The sequence below is a fragment of the Blautia sp. AM47-4 genome (assembly GCF_003479865.1).
Taxonomy (GTDB): Bacteria; Bacillota; Clostridia; order Lachnospirales; family Lachnospiraceae; genus Fusicatenibacter; species Fusicatenibacter saccharivorans.
Genome location: NZ_QUHY01000005.1, coordinates 52878 through 71257, shown reverse-complemented (window position 1 = coordinate 71257; position 18380 = coordinate 52878). Strand labels below are relative to the sequence as shown.

Below are 18380 nucleotides of genomic sequence, written 5' to 3'. Positions count from 1 at the left end.
TTCCACGAAATCCTAAATTTCTGCACCATATTTTATACATATCACGATTTTCTTGACATCATCCGCAAAAATGAGTATGATAATCAATGTTTTTAAAACATGCAGGTCTACAACTGAAAAAAGGAGAATACCTATGCAGCCATCGTCAAACAATTGTTATGATACCGGTCTCCGGGAGGAATGTGGTGTTTTCGGCATTTACGATCTGGATGGTGCCGACGTCAGTCCTTCGATCTACTATGGCCTTTCCGCCCTGCAGCACAGAGGACAGGAGTCCTGCGGAATTGCCGTCTCTGACACCAGCGGTCCAAAGGGCCATGTGAAATCCTACAAAGGCCTTGGCCTTGTCAACGAAGTTTTCAAAGAATCCGAATTAGAAGAGCTGTCCGGCAATATCGGCATCGGCCATGTCCGGTACTCTACCACCGGTTCCACTACCGTAGAGAATGCACAGCCGCTCGTTCTGAATTATCTGAAAGGCTCCCTTTCCCTTTCGCACAACGGAAATCTGGTCAACGCTATGGAACTGCGCGAGCAGATGGAAAACACCGGCGCAATTTTTCACACTTCGATTGACTCTGAAATCATCGCCTACGGCATTGCGCGGGAACGCGTTCATTCCAAAACGGTAGAAGAAGCGATTCTGCGCACGGTAAAAGAAATCCGCGGCGCCTATGCCCTTGTCATCATGAGCCCGAGAAAACTCATCGGCGTGCGCGACCCATATGGCTTAAAACCGCTCTGCATCGGAAAGCGGGACAACGCCTGGGTTCTCGCCTCGGAAAGCTGCGCCCTCACTTCGATCGGCGCCGAATTCGTCCGCGATGTCGCTCCGGGAGAAATTGTAACGTTTGACAAAACCGGAAATCTGAAATCCGAATTTATGCCGGTTGACGAAAAAAAAGCGCATTGTATTTTTGAATATATTTATTTTGCCCGCCTCGACAGCAAAATAGACAATATCAGTGTCTACGAAGCCAGAATCCGCGGCGGTGCAACTCTCGCAAAGACCTACCCGGTTGATGCAGACCTCGTCTGTGGTGTCCCGGACTCCGGACTTGCCTCCGCAAAGGGCTATTCCGAAGAATCCGGCATCCCGTTCGGTCTTGCGTTCCACAAAAACAGCTATGTCGGCCGTACCTTCATCAAGCCGACCCAGAAGGAACGGGAATCCAGCGTCAAAATCAAGCTGAGCGTTCTCGAATCTGTTGTAAAAGGAAAACGGATCGTGCTCGTCGACGACTCCATTGTCCGTGGAACAACGATTTCCAACCTGATCACGATGCTTCGCAAAGCCGGCGCGACCGAAGTCCATGTCCGTATCAGCTCTCCGCCGTTCCTGTATCCGTGCTATTTCGGCACCGATGTTCCTTCGAACAAACAGCTGATCGCAAGCTCTCACTCCACGGAGGAGATCCGTCAGCAGATCGGAGCCGACTCTCTTGGCTACATGCCGATCGATGAACTCCAGAACATGGTCGGCGATCTGCCGATCTGCCGTGCATGCTTCGACAGCCATTACCCAATGGAAGTACCGAAACAGGATATCAGCGCTCTTCTCGAAAGCTGATTCTATTTCGTCCCCTTTACCGCGCAGACACTGCGTCAGGTAAGGGGGGCTTTTTTGTTTCATGCATACTTTGACGTAATGTTTGCATACAATAGCATCAAAAACAAAGGATCTCTTTATGGATCTTACAGACATCATTTATTCCAACGATTACATCAACATTCTGATCCAGAATTACGTGGCACAGTCCGAGCGGTACCAGATGCTGTTTCCGGAGTCAAGTGCTCTTCTTACGCTGAACCCACAGTATTCCGTTCTCTTTCTCGAGCGGAGTCTGCTGCCGGAAAATCTCTTCGGCGCAGTTCCCTTTACCGGGCTTCCAAAACTTTTTACGCCGCTCTCCACGCTCTCACTGGAAGTCTCCGGGATTGTCCAGACGCAGAATCTCTACGGTGGCGGATATACAGGCAAAAATGTAATCTTCGGTTTTCTGGACACCGGCATTGATTACCGCCACCCCGCATTTCTGCATGCCAACGGACAGAGCCGGATTCTCGCCGTCTGGGATCAGACGGACCGGACGGGAACGCCGCCGGCGCAGTTCCTTACGGCAGTCTCTATACCAAGTCCAATCTCGACGCGGCACTTGAAAGCGGCAATCCACTCTCCCTTGTTCCCGTCACCGATCCCGACGGGCACGGCACGTATGTCGCAGGCGTGGCCGGCGGTACTCCGGATGCCTCCGCCGGATTTCTCGGCGCCGCACCGGAGGCAGATTTTGCCGTTGTTAAATTAAAACCCGCCAAACAGAATCTGAAAGATTTTTATCTTGTGTCCTCCAATGCTCCCGTCTTCGAGGAAGATGACCTGCTCTCCGCCATGCACTTTCTGAATGAAACCGCAGCTGCGGAAGGAAAACCGCTCGTCCTCTGTCTGGCACTCGGGACGAATCAGGGCAGCCACTCCGGCACGCTCCCCGTTTCTCTGACCTTGGCGCGCTACGGCAACACGCCTGGTGTGATCCCCGTCTGCGCGACCGGCAACGAAGGAAATGCAGCACACCATTATTATGGCTCTGTATCCGAAACTTACACCCCGAAAAATGTAGAGTTTCTCGTTTCTGAAGGAAACCGCGGTTTCACCCTGGAACTCTGGGGACAGGCTCCACAGCTTTTTTCTGTCGGTTTCCGCTCTCCCGGCGGCGAGACGATTCCGCGGATTCCCGTCTCTTTGAATCAGGAACAGCGGATCACCTTCGTTCTGGAGCGCACCGTGATCTACGTCAACTACGAAGTGGTCCAGGCCACGACCGGCAGCCAGCTCATTCTGATCCGCATGCTGGATCCGACCCCCGGTATCTGGACGCTTCAGGTTTACCGCGCTTTTCCATCGCCGCCGGATTTCCACATCTGGCTCCCGATCACCGGATTTTCCACCTCCGATGTGACATTTCTGGAACCGGATCCGTACACGACACTGACGACACCTTCTGCCACGGTTCCTGTTCTTTCTCCCTCCACGTATCAGGCAGCAAACAACAGTTTTTCCCCGGAATCCGGCCGCGGCTTTACCCGGCTTGGTGAAATCAAGCCCGACTTTGCCGCTCCCGGCGTCTCCGTTACCGGACCGGGACCGGCCGGCTCCTATGTAAGCTTCAGCGGTTCGAGTGCGTCCGCCGCCATTACATCCGGCGCCGCTGCTCTTTTTCTGCAATGGGGCATCCAGCGCACTCCCGCCCGCTATTTCACGGCACAGGAGGTAAAAAACTACCTGATCCGCGGTGCAGACCGAACTGATACTATTACGTATCCGAGCAGAGAATGGGGATATGGCCGATTACAGTTATATCAAAGCTTCACAAGCCTTATGACAAACTGATTTTCCCGCTCACAGGTTTGCTTCTATGGTATATCCGTTTGTTGATGCAAACTTTTAATGTGCAAGTGCCTTGTTTTTGATTGTTTTCCGTTGTATCATTACGTATTATCATTATATTTATAAAACTAAAAGGGGGATTCCTGACTATGAATTACGAACGCTTGAACGATCTTCGCCTTCTTGGACTTACGATTGCCTACTACCGAAGAGCAAAAGGAATGACGCAGGCCGAACTTGCCGAGGCGGTACATATCAGTCGTACCCATATGAGCAACATCGAAGCGCCAAATACAAAAACCTCTATTTCGTTGAATCTTCTGTTCGATATCGCTGAGGCACTTGACATTCCGGTGAAAGAGCTTTTTGATTTTCAGGGACGCAGTCTGTAGGGTCTTTGAATTTTTCTCTTTAAGAGTAACCCCGCCCGGCAGTTTTTCATATCATGAATTGTAAGCAAAATGATTCCTTTGGAGGAACAAACATGAGTGATTTAGCTGCTACAAACTGTGGATGCGGATGTGACAACGGCTGTGGCTGCGATAATGGATGCGGTGTTTCCAACAACAACCTGTTCGGAAACAATGGCTGCAGTATTATCTGGATTCTGCTTCTCCTCTCCTGCTGCGGCGGATGTGGATGTGGAAACAACAACAATGGCTGCAATTCCGACTGCTGGCTCGTTCTGATTCTTCTGTTCTGCTGCGGCGGATGGAACAACAACGGCTGTGGATGCGGCAACAGCAATAACTGTGGATGCGGCTGCTGACCTTTTTTCAGTCTTCCCAGATGTTCGGGCAGAAAAAGCCCCGGGTGCGGATCAACCGCCCCGGGGCTTTTTTTCACCAGAATTCTCTTTCAGCGAAACCGTTTCGGTTTCCGTGCTTCTCTTTCCCGCTTTTCCATCTCTTCTCTTTTTTCTTTTTTTCTCATACATTCCAGATCTATTTCATAAAAGGCATTCCCTTCGAGTACCTGTTTTCTTTTTGCTGTTTCTTTTCCATCCATTTTCCGGCGGTCTCCTTTTTCTTTCTTCCTCTTATCATATGTTTTTTCCCGCCTTCTGTCATTTTTTCCGGCCTGGAACATAAGATAAAGAGAAATAAAAAGACAAATGCAGGAATGCTGCCAGGAAGGATCTTAATTTGAATCAGGAACAGGAACAAAATGTGGAACAGATGACACCGCTGGACCAGATGATCGCACAGGATCAGCTTCAGATGCTGAAGGCTGCCATTCCCTACGCCTCCTTCGGCCTGCAGCCCTCCCTTGCGATTTTGAGCAAATGGCTCGAGCTCCAGCGGACCATTCAGCTTTTTTCCCGTCCGGCCGACCTTTCCATGATGTCTGTTGATGCCCCGCACGTCTCTCCGCTTGAGATGCTGCAGGATATTTCCCGTTTTGCCGCCGGTCCGCAGCGGGATCTTCTCTCCCAGATGTTTCAGACCATGCAGATGGTCCAGATGCTTCAGAATATAAATCCCGGAAATGAGGAGGATCTGCTATGAGTTCGGATGATAGGCAAAACGACTGGTCGCATGACCCCTCTCTTTCCGGAATTGACTTTGCCCGGCTTCAGGCACTGCAGCAGATGGCCTCTCAGAGCCGTGGAAAATCCCAGGCGGAAATGATGCCGTTTCTTCTCTCCCTGATGCAGGGAAATCAGGGCGGCGCACAGTTTTCCGCCTCCGAGGCGGACCTGATCATCTCTGCCATCAAAGCCGGAAAATCCAAACAAGAAGCGGCAAAAATTGACCAGATGGTACGCCTCTTCCGCTCCGCTGCTTCCGGGAAAAAACGCTGAAAAACTACAAACAAAAAAACGCTGCCGGTCTGGAATCCCAAACCGGTCAGCGTTTTTATTCTGTGCTTTTTCCTGCCTAGTTCTGCATAGAAAGCACGTTTTTATTTTTTACCAGGTAATCAATCAGAGAAACAACGGTCAGAATCAGTGCAACCCAGATCAGCACGGTATTCAGCACGGAAAGTGCCGGAATGTCGGCGATCAGAAGAATGATCATAATCATCTGGCTGATTGTTTTCGATTTTCCCCACCAGCTTGCTGCGATGACAATTCCATTGTCCGAAGCAACCAGGCGGAAACCGCTGATGATAAATTCTCTTGCGATGATAATAATAACCATCCACGCCGGAAGCTTGTCCAGCTCTACAAAGCAAATCAGTGCAGAGCATACCAGCAGCTTATCTGCCAGCGGATCCATAAACTTTCCGAAATCGGTAATCAGATTGTCACGTCTTGCAATGTAGCCGTCCAGCGTATCCGTGATGCTGGCAGCGGCAAAGATTACCAGTGCAATCCATTTGGACGCGCTTCCGCCCACGCCAGACAGCAGGAAGAACACGAAAAACGGAATCATAATTACCCGCAGAATCGTTAATTTGTTTGGTAAATTCATTGGCTTATCTCTCCTATCAGATCATATTCCAGAGCGCCGGTAATTTTCACTCTTACGAAGTCGCCGGATACGAGTGTTTCCGGTGTATTGACAAATACATAGCCGTCTACACCCGGTGCGTCCGCCTGGCTTCTGCCACATAGGCATCCTCATCCGCCACTTTGCCCTCGATCATAACAAGAAGCTCCTGGCCGATCCTGCGCTCGCCGAGTTCTGCAGAGATATCCTGCTGCAGCTCCATCAGTTCTGCCTGACGGTCCAGTTTTACCTCCTCGTCGATCTGATGCTCCATCGCAGCAGCCGGTGTTCCCTCCTCCGGAGAGTAGGTGAATACGCCGAGACGGTCGAACTCCATGTCGTTGATAAACTCGAGGAGTTCTTTGTGCTGCTCTTTTGTCTCTCCCGGGAATCCTGTGATCAGCGTGGTGCGCAGTGTGATATCCGGCATCTCGCTTCTCAGGAAATCAATTTTGTCGATCAGCTCCTGTTTGGATGTTCTGCGACCCATGCGGCGCAGGATCTCATCGTTGGCATGCTGAATCGGCAGATCCAGGTAGTGACAGACTTTCGGCTCTTCCTTCATCGTCTGAACGAGTTCCGGATAGATGTCCTCCGGATAGCAGTACAGAATCCGGATCCAGTAGAGCTCCTGAATTTTGCAGAGCTCTTTTAACAGAAGGTGGAGAGACGGCTTTCCGTACAGATCGATACCATAAATGGTTGTCTCCTGCGCAACGAGAACGAGCTCTTTGACACCCTGTTCTGCCATCGTCTTCGCTTCTGCTATCAGTTCCTCCATCGGAACGGAGCGGTACGGTCCGCGCAGCTTCGGAATGATGCAGTAGGTACAGTGCTTGTCACAGCCCTCTGCAATTTTCAGATATTCGTAATGGCCGCCTGTCGTTACAACGCGCTGTGCGTCAATTTTCGGCAGTCCTTTCAGATCGGCATACTCCTGGAAGCGGTCGCCGCCGAGGACATCCTGAATGGCATCCAGGATTTTGTCATAGCTGTTCGTTCCAAGTACGGCGTCAACCTCCGGAATCTCCTCAATGATTTCATCGCGGTAGCGCTCTGCCATACAGCCCGTTACCAGAAGAACCTTACAGCTTCCCGCTGTACGGTACTTCGCCATTTCAAGAATATTTTGAATGCTTTCTTCTTTGGCGTCGTGGATAAAGCAGCATGTGTTTATCACGATAACCTCTGCATCTTCCTCGGAATCGGTGATCTCGAAGCCATGCTCTACCAGAAGACCCAGCATATGCTCGGAATCTACCAGGTTTTTATCGCATCCAAGGGAAATAAACAGAATTTTCATATTATTCAATTACTGGCTCCTCTTTTGTTTCCTCTTCCGCTTCAACTTCAGATTCCGGAAGGATTGTAACCTCTCCTTTGTACATCTCCTCTACGGCGATGGAAAGCGGTTTCATGCCTTTTTTCACTTTTACAAGCGGTTCAGCTCCGCCGATGATCTGTCTTGCACGTTTGCTTGTTGCAAGTACCAGAGAGTAACGGCTGCTGACAACCGGTGCCTCGTCCAGATCCTGGCCCTCGTTAATAGTTGCAATCAGTTCCTGATAAGATGGATGAATCATAATAAATGCTCCTTTCTATTTTTCCAGACTTTTTTTCATCTGTTCGATAAAGTCTTTCTGGTTGCTGCTCATGAAATGCTGGCTCTGAATGGTCTCATGCATCTGTTTTACGCAGGTTTCGAGGTCGTCGTTGATCAGGACATAATCGTACTGGTCCATGCCCTGTGCTTCCTCTTTTGCACGCTCCATTCTGCCTTTGATGACTTCTTCTGTTTCCGTTCCGCGTCCCCGGAGGCGTCGTTCCAGCTCCTCGGCGGTCGGCGGTGTGATGAACACAAGAAGGGTGTCCGGACGTTTTTCCTTGACCTGAAGTGCTCCCTGGATTTCAATCTCAAGCAGAACATCTTTTCCGGCATCCAGCTGCTCCTCTACGTATGCCTTCGGCGTTCCGTAGGAATGTTTTACGTAACGCGCATACTCGAGGAAGGCATCCTCTTCTACCATGCGGTCAAACTCTTCTTCTGTACGGAAAAAGTACGATACGCCGTCTTCCTCGCCCGGACGCGGGTCTCTTGTGGTGACGGAGATGGACAGCGCATAGTTGTCGTACTCCTCCATCAGGCGTTTCATCAGTGTTCCTTTTCCTGCTCCGGAAAAACCGGATACTACAGTAAGTATTCCTCTACTCATTTTCAGATTCCCCTCGCTCTTTTTCTGTTTCCCAGCCGCCGTTGAATCTGCGGCTGATCGTTTCCGGCTGCAAAGCCGAAAGGATGATAAATTCTTCTCCGGTGATGAGCACTGCTTTCGTGCGTCTTCCCTGCGTCGCATCGATGATGCGGTTGCTTTCCTTTGCACGCTGCACCATACGCTTGACGGGTGCCGCCTCGGGACTCACCACTGCTATTATTTTATCCGAATTTACGACATTGCCGAATCCGATGTTGATCAGTTTTGCCACAATCCGTCCTTTCCTGTACCTTCTGAAGTCTTTTTCAGAAAATACATCTACCCATACAGATTTATTATAATTCATTCAGAAAGCCTAGTCAAATCTTTTTTTCTGTATTATAATGAAAATACCAGAATTTCAAACAAAGGAGATATTTTCTATGGCTTTTGATGGAATTACCATTGCAAATATTGCACAGGAACTGAATCAGACCATCGTCGGCGGAAAGATCAACAAGATCGCACAGCCGGAAAACGACGAGCTGATGATTACAATAAAAAACAACCGTACCGTTTACCGTCTTCTCCTCTCGGCAAGTGCTTCGCTTCCGCTGATCTACCTGACGGACAACAATAAGCCCGGCCCGATGACCGCACCGAATTTCTGTATGCTGCTCCGCAAACACATCGGCAGCGCCGCATTCTCTCCGTTACCCAGCCGGGACTCGAGCGTATTCTTATTTTTGAGCTCGAGCATTTGAACGAACTCGGCGATATCTGCCGCAAGAAGCTGATTGTGGAGATCATGGGAAAACACAGCAACCTGATCTTCTGTCAGGAGGACAATACGATCCTTGACAGTATCAAACATATTTCCGCCAACATGAGTTCTGTCCGTGAGGTTCTTCCGGGCCGCACCTGGTTCATTCCGCACACGCAGGATAAGAAAGATCCGCTCACGATCACAGAAGAAGAATTTTTCGATTTCGTCTGCACGAAACCGATGGCTGCCGCAAAGGCAATCTACACTTCCCTTACCGGCTTCAGCCCGCTGATGGCGGAGGAAGTCTGCTGCCGCGCCGGCATCGACGGCGGATTTGCGGTCAATGCACTCGAAGAAAATGCAAAGCTTCATCTGTTCCGCACCTTCTCTTATCTGATTGAGGATATCAAAAACGGCGCATTTACGCCGAACATCGTATACCAGGCGATGAGCCGAAAGAATTTTCCGCACTGAAACTGACGCAGTATCAGGATTTGCGGGAGGAAACATACGACTCGATCTCCGGTGTACTGGAAACATACTATGCCATGAAAAACCGCATCACCCGCATCCGTCAGAAATCTTCCGATCTGCGCCGTGTCGTCAATACCGCACTCGAACGGAATGTCAAAAAATACGACCTGCAGCAGAAACAGTTAAAAGACACCGACAAGCGGGAAAAATACCGGATTTACGGTGAGCTTTTAAATACGTACGGCTACAGCTGCCAGCCGGGCGATACTTCGCTGAAAGCCGTCAATTACTATAACGGCGAGGAAATCACGATTCCGCTCGACGGAACGCTCTCTGCCGGCGAAAATGCGAAAAATACTTCGACCGCTACGGAAAGCTGAAGCGGACCCGTGAGGCACTCGAAGAACTTCTTGTCGAGACGAAAGAGGAAATCGACCATCTCGAATCCATCAGCACGGCGCTTGATATTGCGCTCGATGAGGCGGATCTGGTACAGTTAAAAGAAGAGCTGATTGAGTACGGCTACATCCGCCGCAAGGGACCGACAGGGAAAAAGCAGAAAATCACCTCCCATCCGTTCCACTACCGCTCTTCCGAGGGCTTTGACATTTATGTCGGCAAGAACAACTTCCAGAACGAGGAACTTTCGTTTAAATTCGCCTCCGGCAACGACTGGTGGTTCCACGCGAAAGGCCAGCCGGGCAGCCATGTCATCGTAAAGACGAACGGTAAAGAGCTGCCGGATTCCGTCTACGAAGAGGCCGCTGCTCTCGCCGCCTATTACTCGAAAGGCAGACAGGCACCGAAGGTGGAAATCGACTACACCTTAAAGAAAAACCTGCGTAAACCAAACGGAAGCAAACCGGGTTTCGTTGTTTATTACACCAATTACTCCATGATGGCGGAGCCGAACATCCGCAATCTTCAGGAAATACAGGACTGAATTCAGAATACAAAAGACTTTTCGCACATTCCTATCTGTTCCTCTTTGCGAAAAGTCTTTTTTTCGTAAAATTTAATACTTCCTTCATTTCTTTTTCGATGCTCTATGGTATACTTCTTAGTATGGAAAAAGATTCCAGACGTGATCTTTTTCAACCAAACCACAGTGAGGCTGTCTCTTCTTTATCAGGACAGCCGGAGAGGAATATAACTGTTATGAACAAAACAATTCCCGAAATCATTCACCGCCGTGTTCCAACGACGCGCTATGAGGCAGACCCTTCCAAAGGCCTTTCCGCCGAGCAGGTTGCCGAGTACCGCGAGAACGGCTGGACCAACTGCGCGGTGGAACCTCCGTCCAAGACAACGGCCGAGATCGTAAAGAGCAATGTCTGTACGTATTTCAACCTGATTTTTCTGATTATTGCCATCTTTCTGATCCTTGCCGGTTCGTTCCGGGATCTTACGTTTCTGCCGGTCATCATCGCGAACACGCTGATCGGCATTGTACAGGAAATCAAGGCGAAAAAGACGCTGGAAAAGCTGTCTGTTTTAAACGCGCCGAAGGCTACTGCGATCCGTGACGGTGCTGAGGTAACACTCGCCGCGGAGGATCTCGTACTCGATGATATTGTTGTATTTACCGCAGGAAAACAGATCTGCGCTGATGCTGTCGTGCTTGAAGGTGAGGTACAGGTCAACGAATCGCTGCTTACCGGTGAATCCGATGAGATTACCAAGCGCCCGGGCGACGAGCTGATGTCCGGAAGTTTTATCGTCTCCGGAAGCTGCAAGAGCCGTCTGACCCAGGTCGGTGAAGATTCCTACATTTCCCGTCTGACCCTCGAGGCAAAGGCCATGAAAGAGGGCGAACAGTCCGAGATGATCCGCTCCCTCAACAAGCTGGTAAAGGTTGTCGGCATTCTGATCATTCCGATCGGTCTTCTGCTCTTCGGCCAGCAGTTTTTCGTCTCCCACGAAACATTCCGTGAGAGCATTACCTCGATGGTGGCCGCCGTGCTCGGCATGATCCCAGAAGGTCTTTACCTGCTTGCAAGCGTTGCCCTTGCCGTCAGCGTTATGCGGCTGGCTTCGCAGAAGGTTCTCGTGCATGATATGAAATGTATCGAGACGCTGGCTCGCGTCAACGTGCTCTGTGTCGATAAGACGGGAACCATCACTGAGACAAATATGAAAGTACATGATCTGATTCTGGTCGGCTCCAGTTCAGTCCCTGATACAGAATCCGGCGAAAATGCTCCCGCACTGCAGAAAGAAGAGCTTTCCCTTGCGGTCGGTGATTTCGCATCTGCCATGTCAAACGACAACATTACTATGGCGGCACTGAAAGAATATTTTAAAGACAACAACGGCAAAACTGCCGTTTCGATGACTTCGTTCTCCTCGGAATTCAAGTATTCCAGTGTGACATTTTCGGATGTCTCCTACGTGCTCGGTGCCCCGGAGTTCGTTCTCCGCGATGATTTTGCACGCTATCAGAGTGAAATTGAAGCGTATACCTCAAAGGGATTCCGTCTTCTCGTCTTCGGCACATCCGAAACTGTACCGAATGGAAAAGCACTCTCCGGCCGTGTCACGCCGCTTGGCTACGTGCTTCTCTCCAATCCGATCCGAAAAGAAGCACCGGAAACGTTCCGCTACTTCGAAGATCAGGGTGTCCATGTCAAGGTCATCTCCGGTGATACTCCGGTAACGGTATCTGAGGTTGCCCGCCAGGCAGGGATTGCACACGCAGAGGATTATATTGATGCTTCCACTCTAAAGACACCGGAAGAGCTCGAAGAAGCAATCCTGAAATACACCGTGTTCGGCCGTGTCACACCAGACCAAAAACGCCAGTTTGTCCAGGCTTTAAAGAAAAACGGCAAGACCGTTGCGATGACCGGCGATGGTGTCAACGATGTGCTCGCATTAAAGGATGCCGACTGCTCCGTTGCGATGGCATCCGGAAGTGACGCTGCCGCACAGGCTGCACAGCTCGTTCTGCTGGACAACGACTTTTCGAAGATGCCTTCTGTCGTACTGGAAGGCCGCCGCGTTGTCAACAACCTGCAGCGCTCGGGAACGCTGTTCCTGGTAAAGAACATTTTCTCGTTCCTGCTGTCCATCTTCTCACTGATCTCGATGGTGACGTATCCGCTGGAGCCGTCCCAGATCTCGCTGATCAGTATGTTTACGATCGGTATTCCAGGCTTCCTGCTCTCGCTAATGCCGAACAAAAACCGGATAGCGGGCCACTTTATCACGAACATTCTGACACGGGCCCTGCCTGCGGCGCTGACCGACTTTTTGATGGTCGCAACACTCGTCGTCTTCGGCCAGGAATTTGCGGTCGGCTCGGAAGATATTTCGACCGCTGCCACCGTACTGCTCGCCATTGTCGGTTTTATGATTCTCTACCGGATCAGCAAGCCGCTCAACTGGATGCGCTGGACGATCCTGATCGGCTCGATTATTGCCTTCATTTTCTGCAGTACCTATCTGAACCAGCTGTTCGCCATTTCTGATATGTCCAGAAAATGTATCATGCTGCTGGTCGTATTCTCTGTCGCAACAGAGCCGGTTCTGCGATATTTGAGCATCCTCGTGGATTCCATTTCCTCTTTTTACCGGAAGCAGAAAATTTTCTTCCTGCGAAAACGGGAAGCGAGAAAAGCGAAATAAAACGTAAAACCAAACATCAAAAATGCCGTACAGCGTTGGAAATTTTTCTCCGCCTGTACGGCATTTTTTGATTTACCAATCACAGTTTCTTACTTTCTCATCTCCGGATCTTCCGCGTAATGCGTCCGCTCGCCGCCGATGTATTTCGGTCTTGTCCGCGCGCAGACAACGTGCGCATCTCCGATCGTTTTCTGCGATACCCGGACCGGAACGGCTACTGCCTTCAGCTGCATGCCGATCAGCACATCACCGATATCAATACCTGCATGCGCCTGCACACGCTCTACGGTGACAGCGTCCTCCAATCCATAGTATGCCGCCATCGCAAACGATCCGCCGCCATGCAGCCACGGTACCGCGCAGACCGGCTCGTAACCATATTTTTCTGCCGCCGCACGCTCCAGAACAACCGCACGGTTCAGATGCTCACAGCACTGCGCCGCCAGATACAGCCCGTGCTCCTTCGTACACGCACACAGCGCCTCAAACACCGCCTGCCCGATCTCCTGGCTGGAATCCGTTCCGAGCTTACTGTTGTGAATTTCACTCGAAGAACATCCCACTACCAGAATCTGTCCCGGTTTCATCTGCGCTGTCGTAATCAGCTCCTCTGCGACGGCACGCGCTTCCTGTCTGATTGTTTCAAGATTCATTTTGTATCCCTCCTTGCTAAACAGCAATATTTGTGCAAAAGGAGACTGACTCTTTTTCCAAGAATCAGCCTCCTTTCTTCAGCTTACATAATTATTATTTCTGAACGATATTCACAATTCTTCCCGGTACGTAAATTTCTTTTACGATGTTTCCGGTCAGTTTGTCTGCAACTGCCTCTTTTGCAGCGGCGATTGCGGTCTCTTTATCTGCATCTTTGGCGATTTTGATCGTTCCGCGCATTTTGCCGTTGATCTGAACAGCGATCTCGGCTACTGCCTCTACGGTCTTCTCCTCGTCAAACTCCGGCCATGCGGTCTGATACAGACGGCCTTCGTATCCAAGGTCTGCCCACAGTTCCTCGGTCATATGCGGTGCAACCGGATTCAGCAGGATCAGAAGGGTTTCGAACTCTTTTCTCGTTACTTTTCCGGCTTTGTAGATCTCGTTGACCAGGGTCATCATGGCTGCGATCGCTGTGTTGTATTTCAGGGACTCATAGTCGCTGGATACTTTCTTGATGGTCTGGTGCATTTTGGACTCCAGCTCTTTGGAGTAGGAATCTCCGTCTACCAGGCTGTCCTGCAGTTTCCATACACGCTCGAGGAAACGACGGCATCCTTTTACGCCTTCCTGAGACCAGGATGCACTTAAGTCGAAGGCACCGATGAACATCTCGTACGTACGCAGGGTATCTGCACCGAACTCAGCTACGATATCATCCGGGTTGATAACGTTTCCACGGGATTTACTCATCTTCTCGCCGTTCTCGCCGAGGATCATTCCGTGGGAAGTACGTTTCTGATACGGTTCCGGGCAGGTAACTACGCCCTGATCGTACAGGAATTTATGCCAGAAACGGGAATACAGAAGGTGAAGGGTGGTGTGCTCCATTCCTCCGTTGTACCAGTCAACCGGCAGCCAGTATTTCATAGCTTCTTTGCTTGCCAGAGCCTCTTTGTTCTTCGGATCGGTATAGCGGATGTAATACCAGGAAGAACCAGCCCACTGCGGCATGGTATCGGTCTCACGTTTTGCAGGTCCTCCGCAGCACGGGCAGGTGGTGTTGACCCAGTCTGTCATGGCAGCCAGCGGAGACTCGCCGTTATCGGTCGGCATGTAGCTCTCTACATCCGGCAGCTCCAGCGGAAGGGATTCTTCCGGAACCGGAACGTAACCGCATTTGTCGCAGTGTACGATCGGAATCGGCTCACCCCAGTAACGCTGACGGGAGAATACCCAGTCACGCAGCTTATAGTTTGTTTTTGCTTTTCCAACGTGGTTCTCTTCGAGCCACTCAAGAATTTTCTTTTTTGCTTCCGCAACGGAAAGTCCGTTCAGGAAACCGGAGTTGACAAGAGTTCCCTCTGCAACGTCGGTGTAAACTTCGTTCTGTACGTCGCCGCCTGCAACAACCTCGATGATCGGCATGTTGAATTTCTTTGCGAACTCCCAGTCACGCTCATCGTGTGCCGGTACTGCCATGATGGCGCCGGTGCCGTAGCTCATCAGTACATAATCGGAAATCCAGATCGGGATCTCTTTTCCATTAACCGGGTTGACTGCGGAAAGTCCGTCGATCATGACACCGGTCTTGTCTTTTGCAAGCTCGGAACGCTCGAAATCGGATTTTCTGGCTGCCATCTCACGGTATGCGCAGACCTCATCCCAGTTCTTGATCTCATCTTTGTACTGGTCGATGTACGGATGCTCCGGGGAGAGTACCATGTACGTAACACCGAACAGGGTATCCGGGCGTGTGGTGTAGATAGTCAGCTTCTCCGGTTTATCTTTCAGGGAGAAATCAACCTCTGCTCCGTGGGAACGTCCGATCCAGTTTTTCTGGGAAGTTTTGACACGCTCAATATAGTCAACGCCGTCCAGACCGTCAATCAGCTTGTCTGCATACTCGGTGATCTTCAGCATCCACTCGCTTTTTACTTTGCGGACAACCGGGCTTCCGCAGCGCTCGCACACGCCGTTTACAACTTCCTCATTTGCAAGGCCTACCTTACAGGAAGTACACCAGTTGATCGGCATCTCTTTTTTATATGCCAGTCCGGCTTTGAAAAGTTTCAGGAAAATCCACTGGGTCCAGTGATAGTATTCCGGATCCGTCGTGTTGATCTCTCTGTCCCAGTCGAAGGAATATCCAAGAGACTGAAGCTGGTCTTTGAAGTGATGTACGTTGTTTTTGGTAACGATCTTCGGATGAATGTGGTTTTTGATCGCATAGTTCTCCGTTGGAAGACCAAATGCATCCCAGCCCATCGGATACAGAACGTTGTAACCCTGCATTCTGCGCTTTCTGGCTACAATGTCCAGTGCAGTGTACGGACGCGGATGGCCTACGTGAAGTCCCTGTCCTGACGGATACGGAAATTCAACGAGTGCGTAGTATTTCGGTTTTGTATAATCATCTGTGGCGGCAAAGGCTTTTTCATCCTGCCAGATCTTCTGCCACTTTTTTTCAATGTCCTGTGGCTCATATCTTTTACTCATAGGTAACCTCCTGCATGTTCAAGTTCAAAGTTCTTTTTTCTCACACCGCCGCCTAGGACAGCATGCACATTTGAACATATAGCTGTATTCTATCACTCTTTCCCTGTTTTTACAATTTATTTTTTCCTATATCCTCCGTTTTTCTTCAAAAACCGCAGAAAAATCCGGTTTCCGGGCGAATTCTGCTCCCGAAACCGGATTTTCTCTGTTTTATCACACTATTTTATAAAGCTTTATTCTTCTGCTTTTTCAACCTTCGAAGCTCTTGCCTCAATCTCTTTTGCCTGGATATCGGACGGAGCCTGCTCATATCTCGCAAACTCATAGGAGAAATCACCGCTTCCGCCTGTCATGGAGCGGAGTGTTGTGCCGTATCCGTAGATCTCAAGTTCCGGAACATCAGCCTCGATAATCGTATGGCCCTTGTGATCCGGGTTCATGCCGAGCACACGGCCACGGCGTTTGTTGAGATCGCCCATGATATCGCCGGTGTATTTATCGTCTACCGTGATCTTCATCGAAACGATCGGCTCAAGGAGAACCGGGGATGCTTCCATAAAGCCTTTCTTGAACGCCTGGATCGCTGCGGTCTTGAATGCCATCTCGGAGGAGTCTACCGGATGATAAGAACCATCATACAGAACGGCTTTGACGCCGACTACCGGATAAGCAGCCAGAGGGCCTTTCTGTACGGCTTCCTGGATACCTTTTTCAACAGCCGGGAAGTAGTTCTTCGGAACGGCGCCGCCGACAACTTCCTGCTCGAAAACGTATGGTTTCTCGAGATCTCCGGAAGCGGAGAAGCGCATTTTTACATGACCGTACTGGCCGTGGCCGCCGGACTGTTTTTTGTATTTTGCTTCTACATCCGAATTTTTGCGGATCGTCTCGCGGAAGGCTACCTTCGGACGGGACAGCTCTACTTCTACTTTGTAGCGCTCCAGCAGCTTGCTGACGATAATATCGATGTGCTGGTCGCCCATGCCGTACAGCAATGTCTGATGGTTTGCAGAATCATTGACTGCCTTCATAGTCAGGTCTTCCTGCATCATCTTGGCAAAGGCCTGGGAGATCTTATCTACATCGGCTTTGTTCTTCGGTTTATATCGTTTTGCGGTGTACGGAGTCGAAACATCCGGTTTTCCGTAGCGGACCTGATTGTTCTTTGTCGCAAGGGAATCGCCGGTTCTTGCATCGCCGAGTTTTGCGATGGCACCGATATCTCCTGCATGAAGCTCCGGTACTTCGATCGGCTTGGAGCCTTCGAGCACGTACAGCTTGCTCAGTTTTTCTTCGGATTCCTGATCTACATTATAGAGCACATCATCGCTTTTAATAACGCCGGAGCAAACCTTAATCATTGAATATTTTCCAAGGAACGGATCCACGATCGTCTTGAAAATGGTCGCGCTCTTCGGTTTCGCAAAGTCGTAATTTGCCTCGAAAATTTCGTTCGTATTGAGATTGATGCCGGCACACGGACGGGTGGACGGATCCGGGAAGTATCCGCAGATATCATCAAGAAGGTTCGATACGCCCTGCAGATTGACCGGGGAGCCCATGCATACCGGAACGATGGTGCCGTCTCCTACGTTCATGGCAAGCGCTGCGGAAATCTCTGCTACCGAGAACTCTTCTCCGCCAAAGTAGCGGTCCATAAACTCTTCACTTGTTTCTGCCACGGATTCCATCAGGGTTTCACGGTACTTCTCCAGATATTCTACGGAGTAATCCGGAATCGGGCATTCTTCTTTTTTATCTTTTTCGATATATCTGCGGCCTTTGTTCTTTACAATATTGATATATCCTACAAATTTACCGTTTTCACGCAGAGGCATATGAAGCGGTGCGATTCGTTTTCCGTACAGTTCGGTGAGCTGCTCAACGACTTCTCGGTAGCTGACATCGTCCTGATCCATTTCCGTTACGAAGATCATACGCGGAAGATTGTATTTCTCGCAGAGTTCCCATGCTTTCTGGGTTCCGACCTGCACGCCGGCCTTTCCGGATACCACGATTACAGCGGCATCTGCTGCGGAAGCGGCTTCCTGTGCTTCTCCTACGAAATCAAACATTCCAGGAGTATCCAGAACATTGATCTTATTTTTTCCCCATACGACCGGGACAAGCGTTGTGGAAATAGAGCATTTGCGCTTGATTTCTTCTTTGTCAAAATCGCTGACGGTATTTCCGTCTGTCACTTTTCCGAGACGGTTTGTCATACCGGAAAGATAAGCCATAGCTTCGGTCAGACTTGTCTTTCCGGAGCCGCTGTGCCCCAGCAGCACCACATTTCTGATTCGGTCAGTTCTAAAAACGTCCATATGTAATACCTCCCATGTAAGTAA

General features: G+C 50.2%; 16 protein-coding genes and 2 pseudogenes. 10 read left to right on the top strand and 8 right to left on the bottom strand.

All coding sequences use genetic code 11. The features are described 5' to 3' along the window. Nucleotides 1–133 precede the first annotated feature (133 nt). The 8 genes from purF to DW965_RS04775 all read left to right on the top strand — a co-directional run bounded on the left by purF (nucleotide 134) and on the right by DW965_RS04775 (nucleotide 5189). Complete coding sequence (gene purF, locus DW965_RS04805) at nucleotides 134–1570, top strand: amidophosphoribosyltransferase (protein ID WP_119198097.1); 1437 nt, start codon at nucleotides 134–136, stop codon at nucleotides 1568–1570. Between the two features lie 118 nt (nucleotides 1571–1688). Further along, complete coding sequence (locus DW965_RS19745; protein ID WP_243036423.1) at nucleotides 1689–2306, top strand: hypothetical protein; 618 nt, start codon at nucleotides 1689–1691, stop codon at nucleotides 2304–2306. Then, nucleotides 2228–3388, top strand: a complete 1161-nt coding sequence (locus DW965_RS04800) for a S8 family peptidase (protein ID WP_243036421.1) — start codon at nucleotides 2228–2230, stop codon at nucleotides 3386–3388. The genes DW965_RS19745 and DW965_RS04800 overlap by 79 nt, the downstream gene beginning before the upstream one ends. A 146-nt stretch (nucleotides 3389–3534) precedes the next feature. Continuing rightward, nucleotides 3535–3777: a helix-turn-helix transcriptional regulator gene (locus tag DW965_RS04795; protein WP_022462361.1), complete on the top strand. Its 243-nt coding sequence runs from the start codon at nucleotides 3535–3537 to the stop codon at nucleotides 3775–3777. Nucleotides 3778–3869: 92 nt separating this feature from the next. Then, nucleotides 3870–4154, top strand: coding sequence for a hypothetical protein (locus tag DW965_RS04790; RefSeq protein WP_055228247.1), 285 nt, complete (start codon nucleotides 3870–3872; stop codon nucleotides 4152–4154). After that, on the top strand, nucleotides 4114–4476 hold the full coding sequence (locus DW965_RS19065) for a hypothetical protein (RefSeq protein WP_158576382.1): 363 nt from the start codon (nucleotides 4114–4116) through the stop codon (nucleotides 4474–4476). Before DW965_RS04790 ends, DW965_RS19065 begins: the two co-directional genes overlap by 41 nt. 54 nt (nucleotides 4477–4530) lie before the next feature. Further along, entirely contained in the window at nucleotides 4531–4893 is a 363-nt protein-coding gene (locus DW965_RS04780) for a hypothetical protein (protein WP_055217741.1), read from the top strand. Continuing rightward, nucleotides 4890–5189, top strand: coding sequence for a hypothetical protein (locus DW965_RS04775; protein ID WP_118594497.1), 300 nt, complete (start codon nucleotides 4890–4892; stop codon nucleotides 5187–5189). The genes DW965_RS04780 and DW965_RS04775 overlap by 4 nt, the downstream gene beginning before the upstream one ends. A gap of 76 nt (nucleotides 5190–5265) precedes the next feature. On the opposite strand, the gene pgsA is transcribed toward DW965_RS04775, so the two are convergent. From pgsA to DW965_RS04750, 5 genes and pseudogenes are all read right to left on the bottom strand, one after another. Further along, a complete protein-coding gene (gene pgsA, locus DW965_RS04770; protein WP_055228244.1) occupies nucleotides 5266–5802 on the bottom strand; it encodes a CDP-diacylglycerol--glycerol-3-phosphate 3-phosphatidyltransferase in 537 nt (178 codons plus the stop codon). Continuing rightward, nucleotides 5799–7123: pseudogene (gene rimO / locus DW965_RS04765) on the bottom strand (30S ribosomal protein S12 methylthiotransferase RimO). The gene pgsA and the pseudogene rimO overlap by 4 nt, the downstream one beginning before the upstream one ends. Before the next feature lies 1 nt (nucleotide 7124). Further along, entirely contained in the window at nucleotides 7125–7403 is a 279-nt protein-coding gene (rpoZ, locus tag DW965_RS04760) for a DNA-directed RNA polymerase subunit omega (protein ID WP_022461424.1), read from the bottom strand. Nucleotides 7404–7418: 15 nt separating this feature from the next. Continuing rightward, complete coding sequence (gmk, locus tag DW965_RS04755) at nucleotides 7419–8033, bottom strand: guanylate kinase (RefSeq protein WP_022461423.1); 615 nt, start codon at nucleotides 8031–8033, stop codon at nucleotides 7419–7421. Continuing rightward, nucleotides 8026–8304, bottom strand: a complete 279-nt coding sequence (locus DW965_RS04750; RefSeq protein WP_055218332.1) for a DUF370 domain-containing protein — start codon at nucleotides 8302–8304, stop codon at nucleotides 8026–8028. Before DW965_RS04750 ends, gmk begins: the two co-directional genes overlap by 8 nt. 151 nt (nucleotides 8305–8455) lie before the next feature. Here DW965_RS04750 and DW965_RS22010 point away from each other — a divergent pair. Further along, nucleotides 8456–10195, top strand: a pseudogene (locus DW965_RS22010) (Rqc2 family fibronectin-binding protein). Nucleotides 10196–10410: 215 nt separating this feature from the next. Next, entirely contained in the window at nucleotides 10411–12879 is a 2469-nt protein-coding gene (locus DW965_RS04740; RefSeq protein ID WP_119198096.1) for a cation-translocating P-type ATPase, read from the top strand. A gap of 89 nt (nucleotides 12880–12968) precedes the next feature. Here the strand turns inward: DW965_RS04740 and DW965_RS04735 are convergent, their stop codons facing one another. From DW965_RS04735 to DW965_RS04725, 3 genes are all read right to left on the bottom strand, one after another. Continuing rightward, nucleotides 12969–13532 (bottom strand): TIGR01440 family protein, encoded by a 564-nt coding sequence (locus tag DW965_RS04735; RefSeq protein ID WP_118666782.1) that lies wholly within the window; start codon nucleotides 13530–13532, stop codon nucleotides 12969–12971. Nucleotides 13533–13626: 94 nt separating this feature from the next. Continuing rightward, the gene (gene leuS / locus DW965_RS04730; protein ID WP_119198095.1) at nucleotides 13627–16032 is read right to left on the bottom strand and encodes a leucine--tRNA ligase; all 2406 of its coding nucleotides are present in this window, start codon (nucleotides 16030–16032) and stop codon (nucleotides 13627–13629) included. 233 nt (nucleotides 16033–16265) lie between these two features. Then, nucleotides 16266–18356: an elongation factor G gene (locus DW965_RS04725; protein ID WP_022461417.1), complete on the bottom strand. Its 2091-nt coding sequence runs from the start codon at nucleotides 18354–18356 to the stop codon at nucleotides 16266–16268. Nucleotides 18357–18380: the final 24 nt, after the last annotated feature.

What these genes read in the sequence shown, in the direction of transcription:
- purF (WP_119198097.1), top strand. Translation starts at nt 134, where the DNA reads ATGCAGCCATCGTCAAACAATTGTTATGATACCGGTCTCCGGGAGGAA.
- DW965_RS19745 (WP_243036423.1), top strand. Translation starts at nt 1,689, where the DNA reads ATGGATCTTACAGACATCATTTATTCCAACGATTACATCAACATTCTG.
- DW965_RS04795 (WP_022462361.1), top strand. Translation starts at nt 3,535, where the DNA reads ATGAATTACGAACGCTTGAACGATCTTCGCCTTCTTGGACTTACGATT.
- DW965_RS04790 (WP_055228247.1), top strand. Translation starts at nt 3,870, where the DNA reads ATGAGTGATTTAGCTGCTACAAACTGTGGATGCGGATGTGACAACGGC.
- DW965_RS04775 (WP_118594497.1), top strand. Translation starts at nt 4,890, where the DNA reads ATGAGTTCGGATGATAGGCAAAACGACTGGTCGCATGACCCCTCTCTT.
- pgsA (WP_055228244.1), bottom strand. Translation starts at nt 5,802, where the DNA reads ATGAATTTACCAAACAAATTAACGATTCTGCGGGTAATTATGATTCCG.
- rpoZ (WP_022461424.1), bottom strand. Translation starts at nt 7,403, where the DNA reads ATGATTCATCCATCTTATCAGGAACTGATTGCAACTATTAACGAGGGC.
- gmk (WP_022461423.1), bottom strand. Translation starts at nt 8,033, where the DNA reads ATGAGTAGAGGAATACTTACTGTAGTATCCGGTTTTTCCGGAGCAGGA.
- DW965_RS04740 (WP_119198096.1), top strand. Translation starts at nt 10,411, where the DNA reads ATGAACAAAACAATTCCCGAAATCATTCACCGCCGTGTTCCAACGACG.
- DW965_RS04735 (WP_118666782.1), bottom strand. Translation starts at nt 13,532, where the DNA reads ATGAATCTTGAAACAATCAGACAGGAAGCGCGTGCCGTCGCAGAGGAG.
- leuS (WP_119198095.1), bottom strand. Translation starts at nt 16,032, where the DNA reads ATGAGTAAAAGATATGAGCCACAGGACATTGAAAAAAAGTGGCAGAAG.
- DW965_RS04725 (WP_022461417.1), bottom strand. Translation starts at nt 18,356, where the DNA reads ATGGACGTTTTTAGAACTGACCGAATCAGAAATGTGGTGCTGCTGGGG.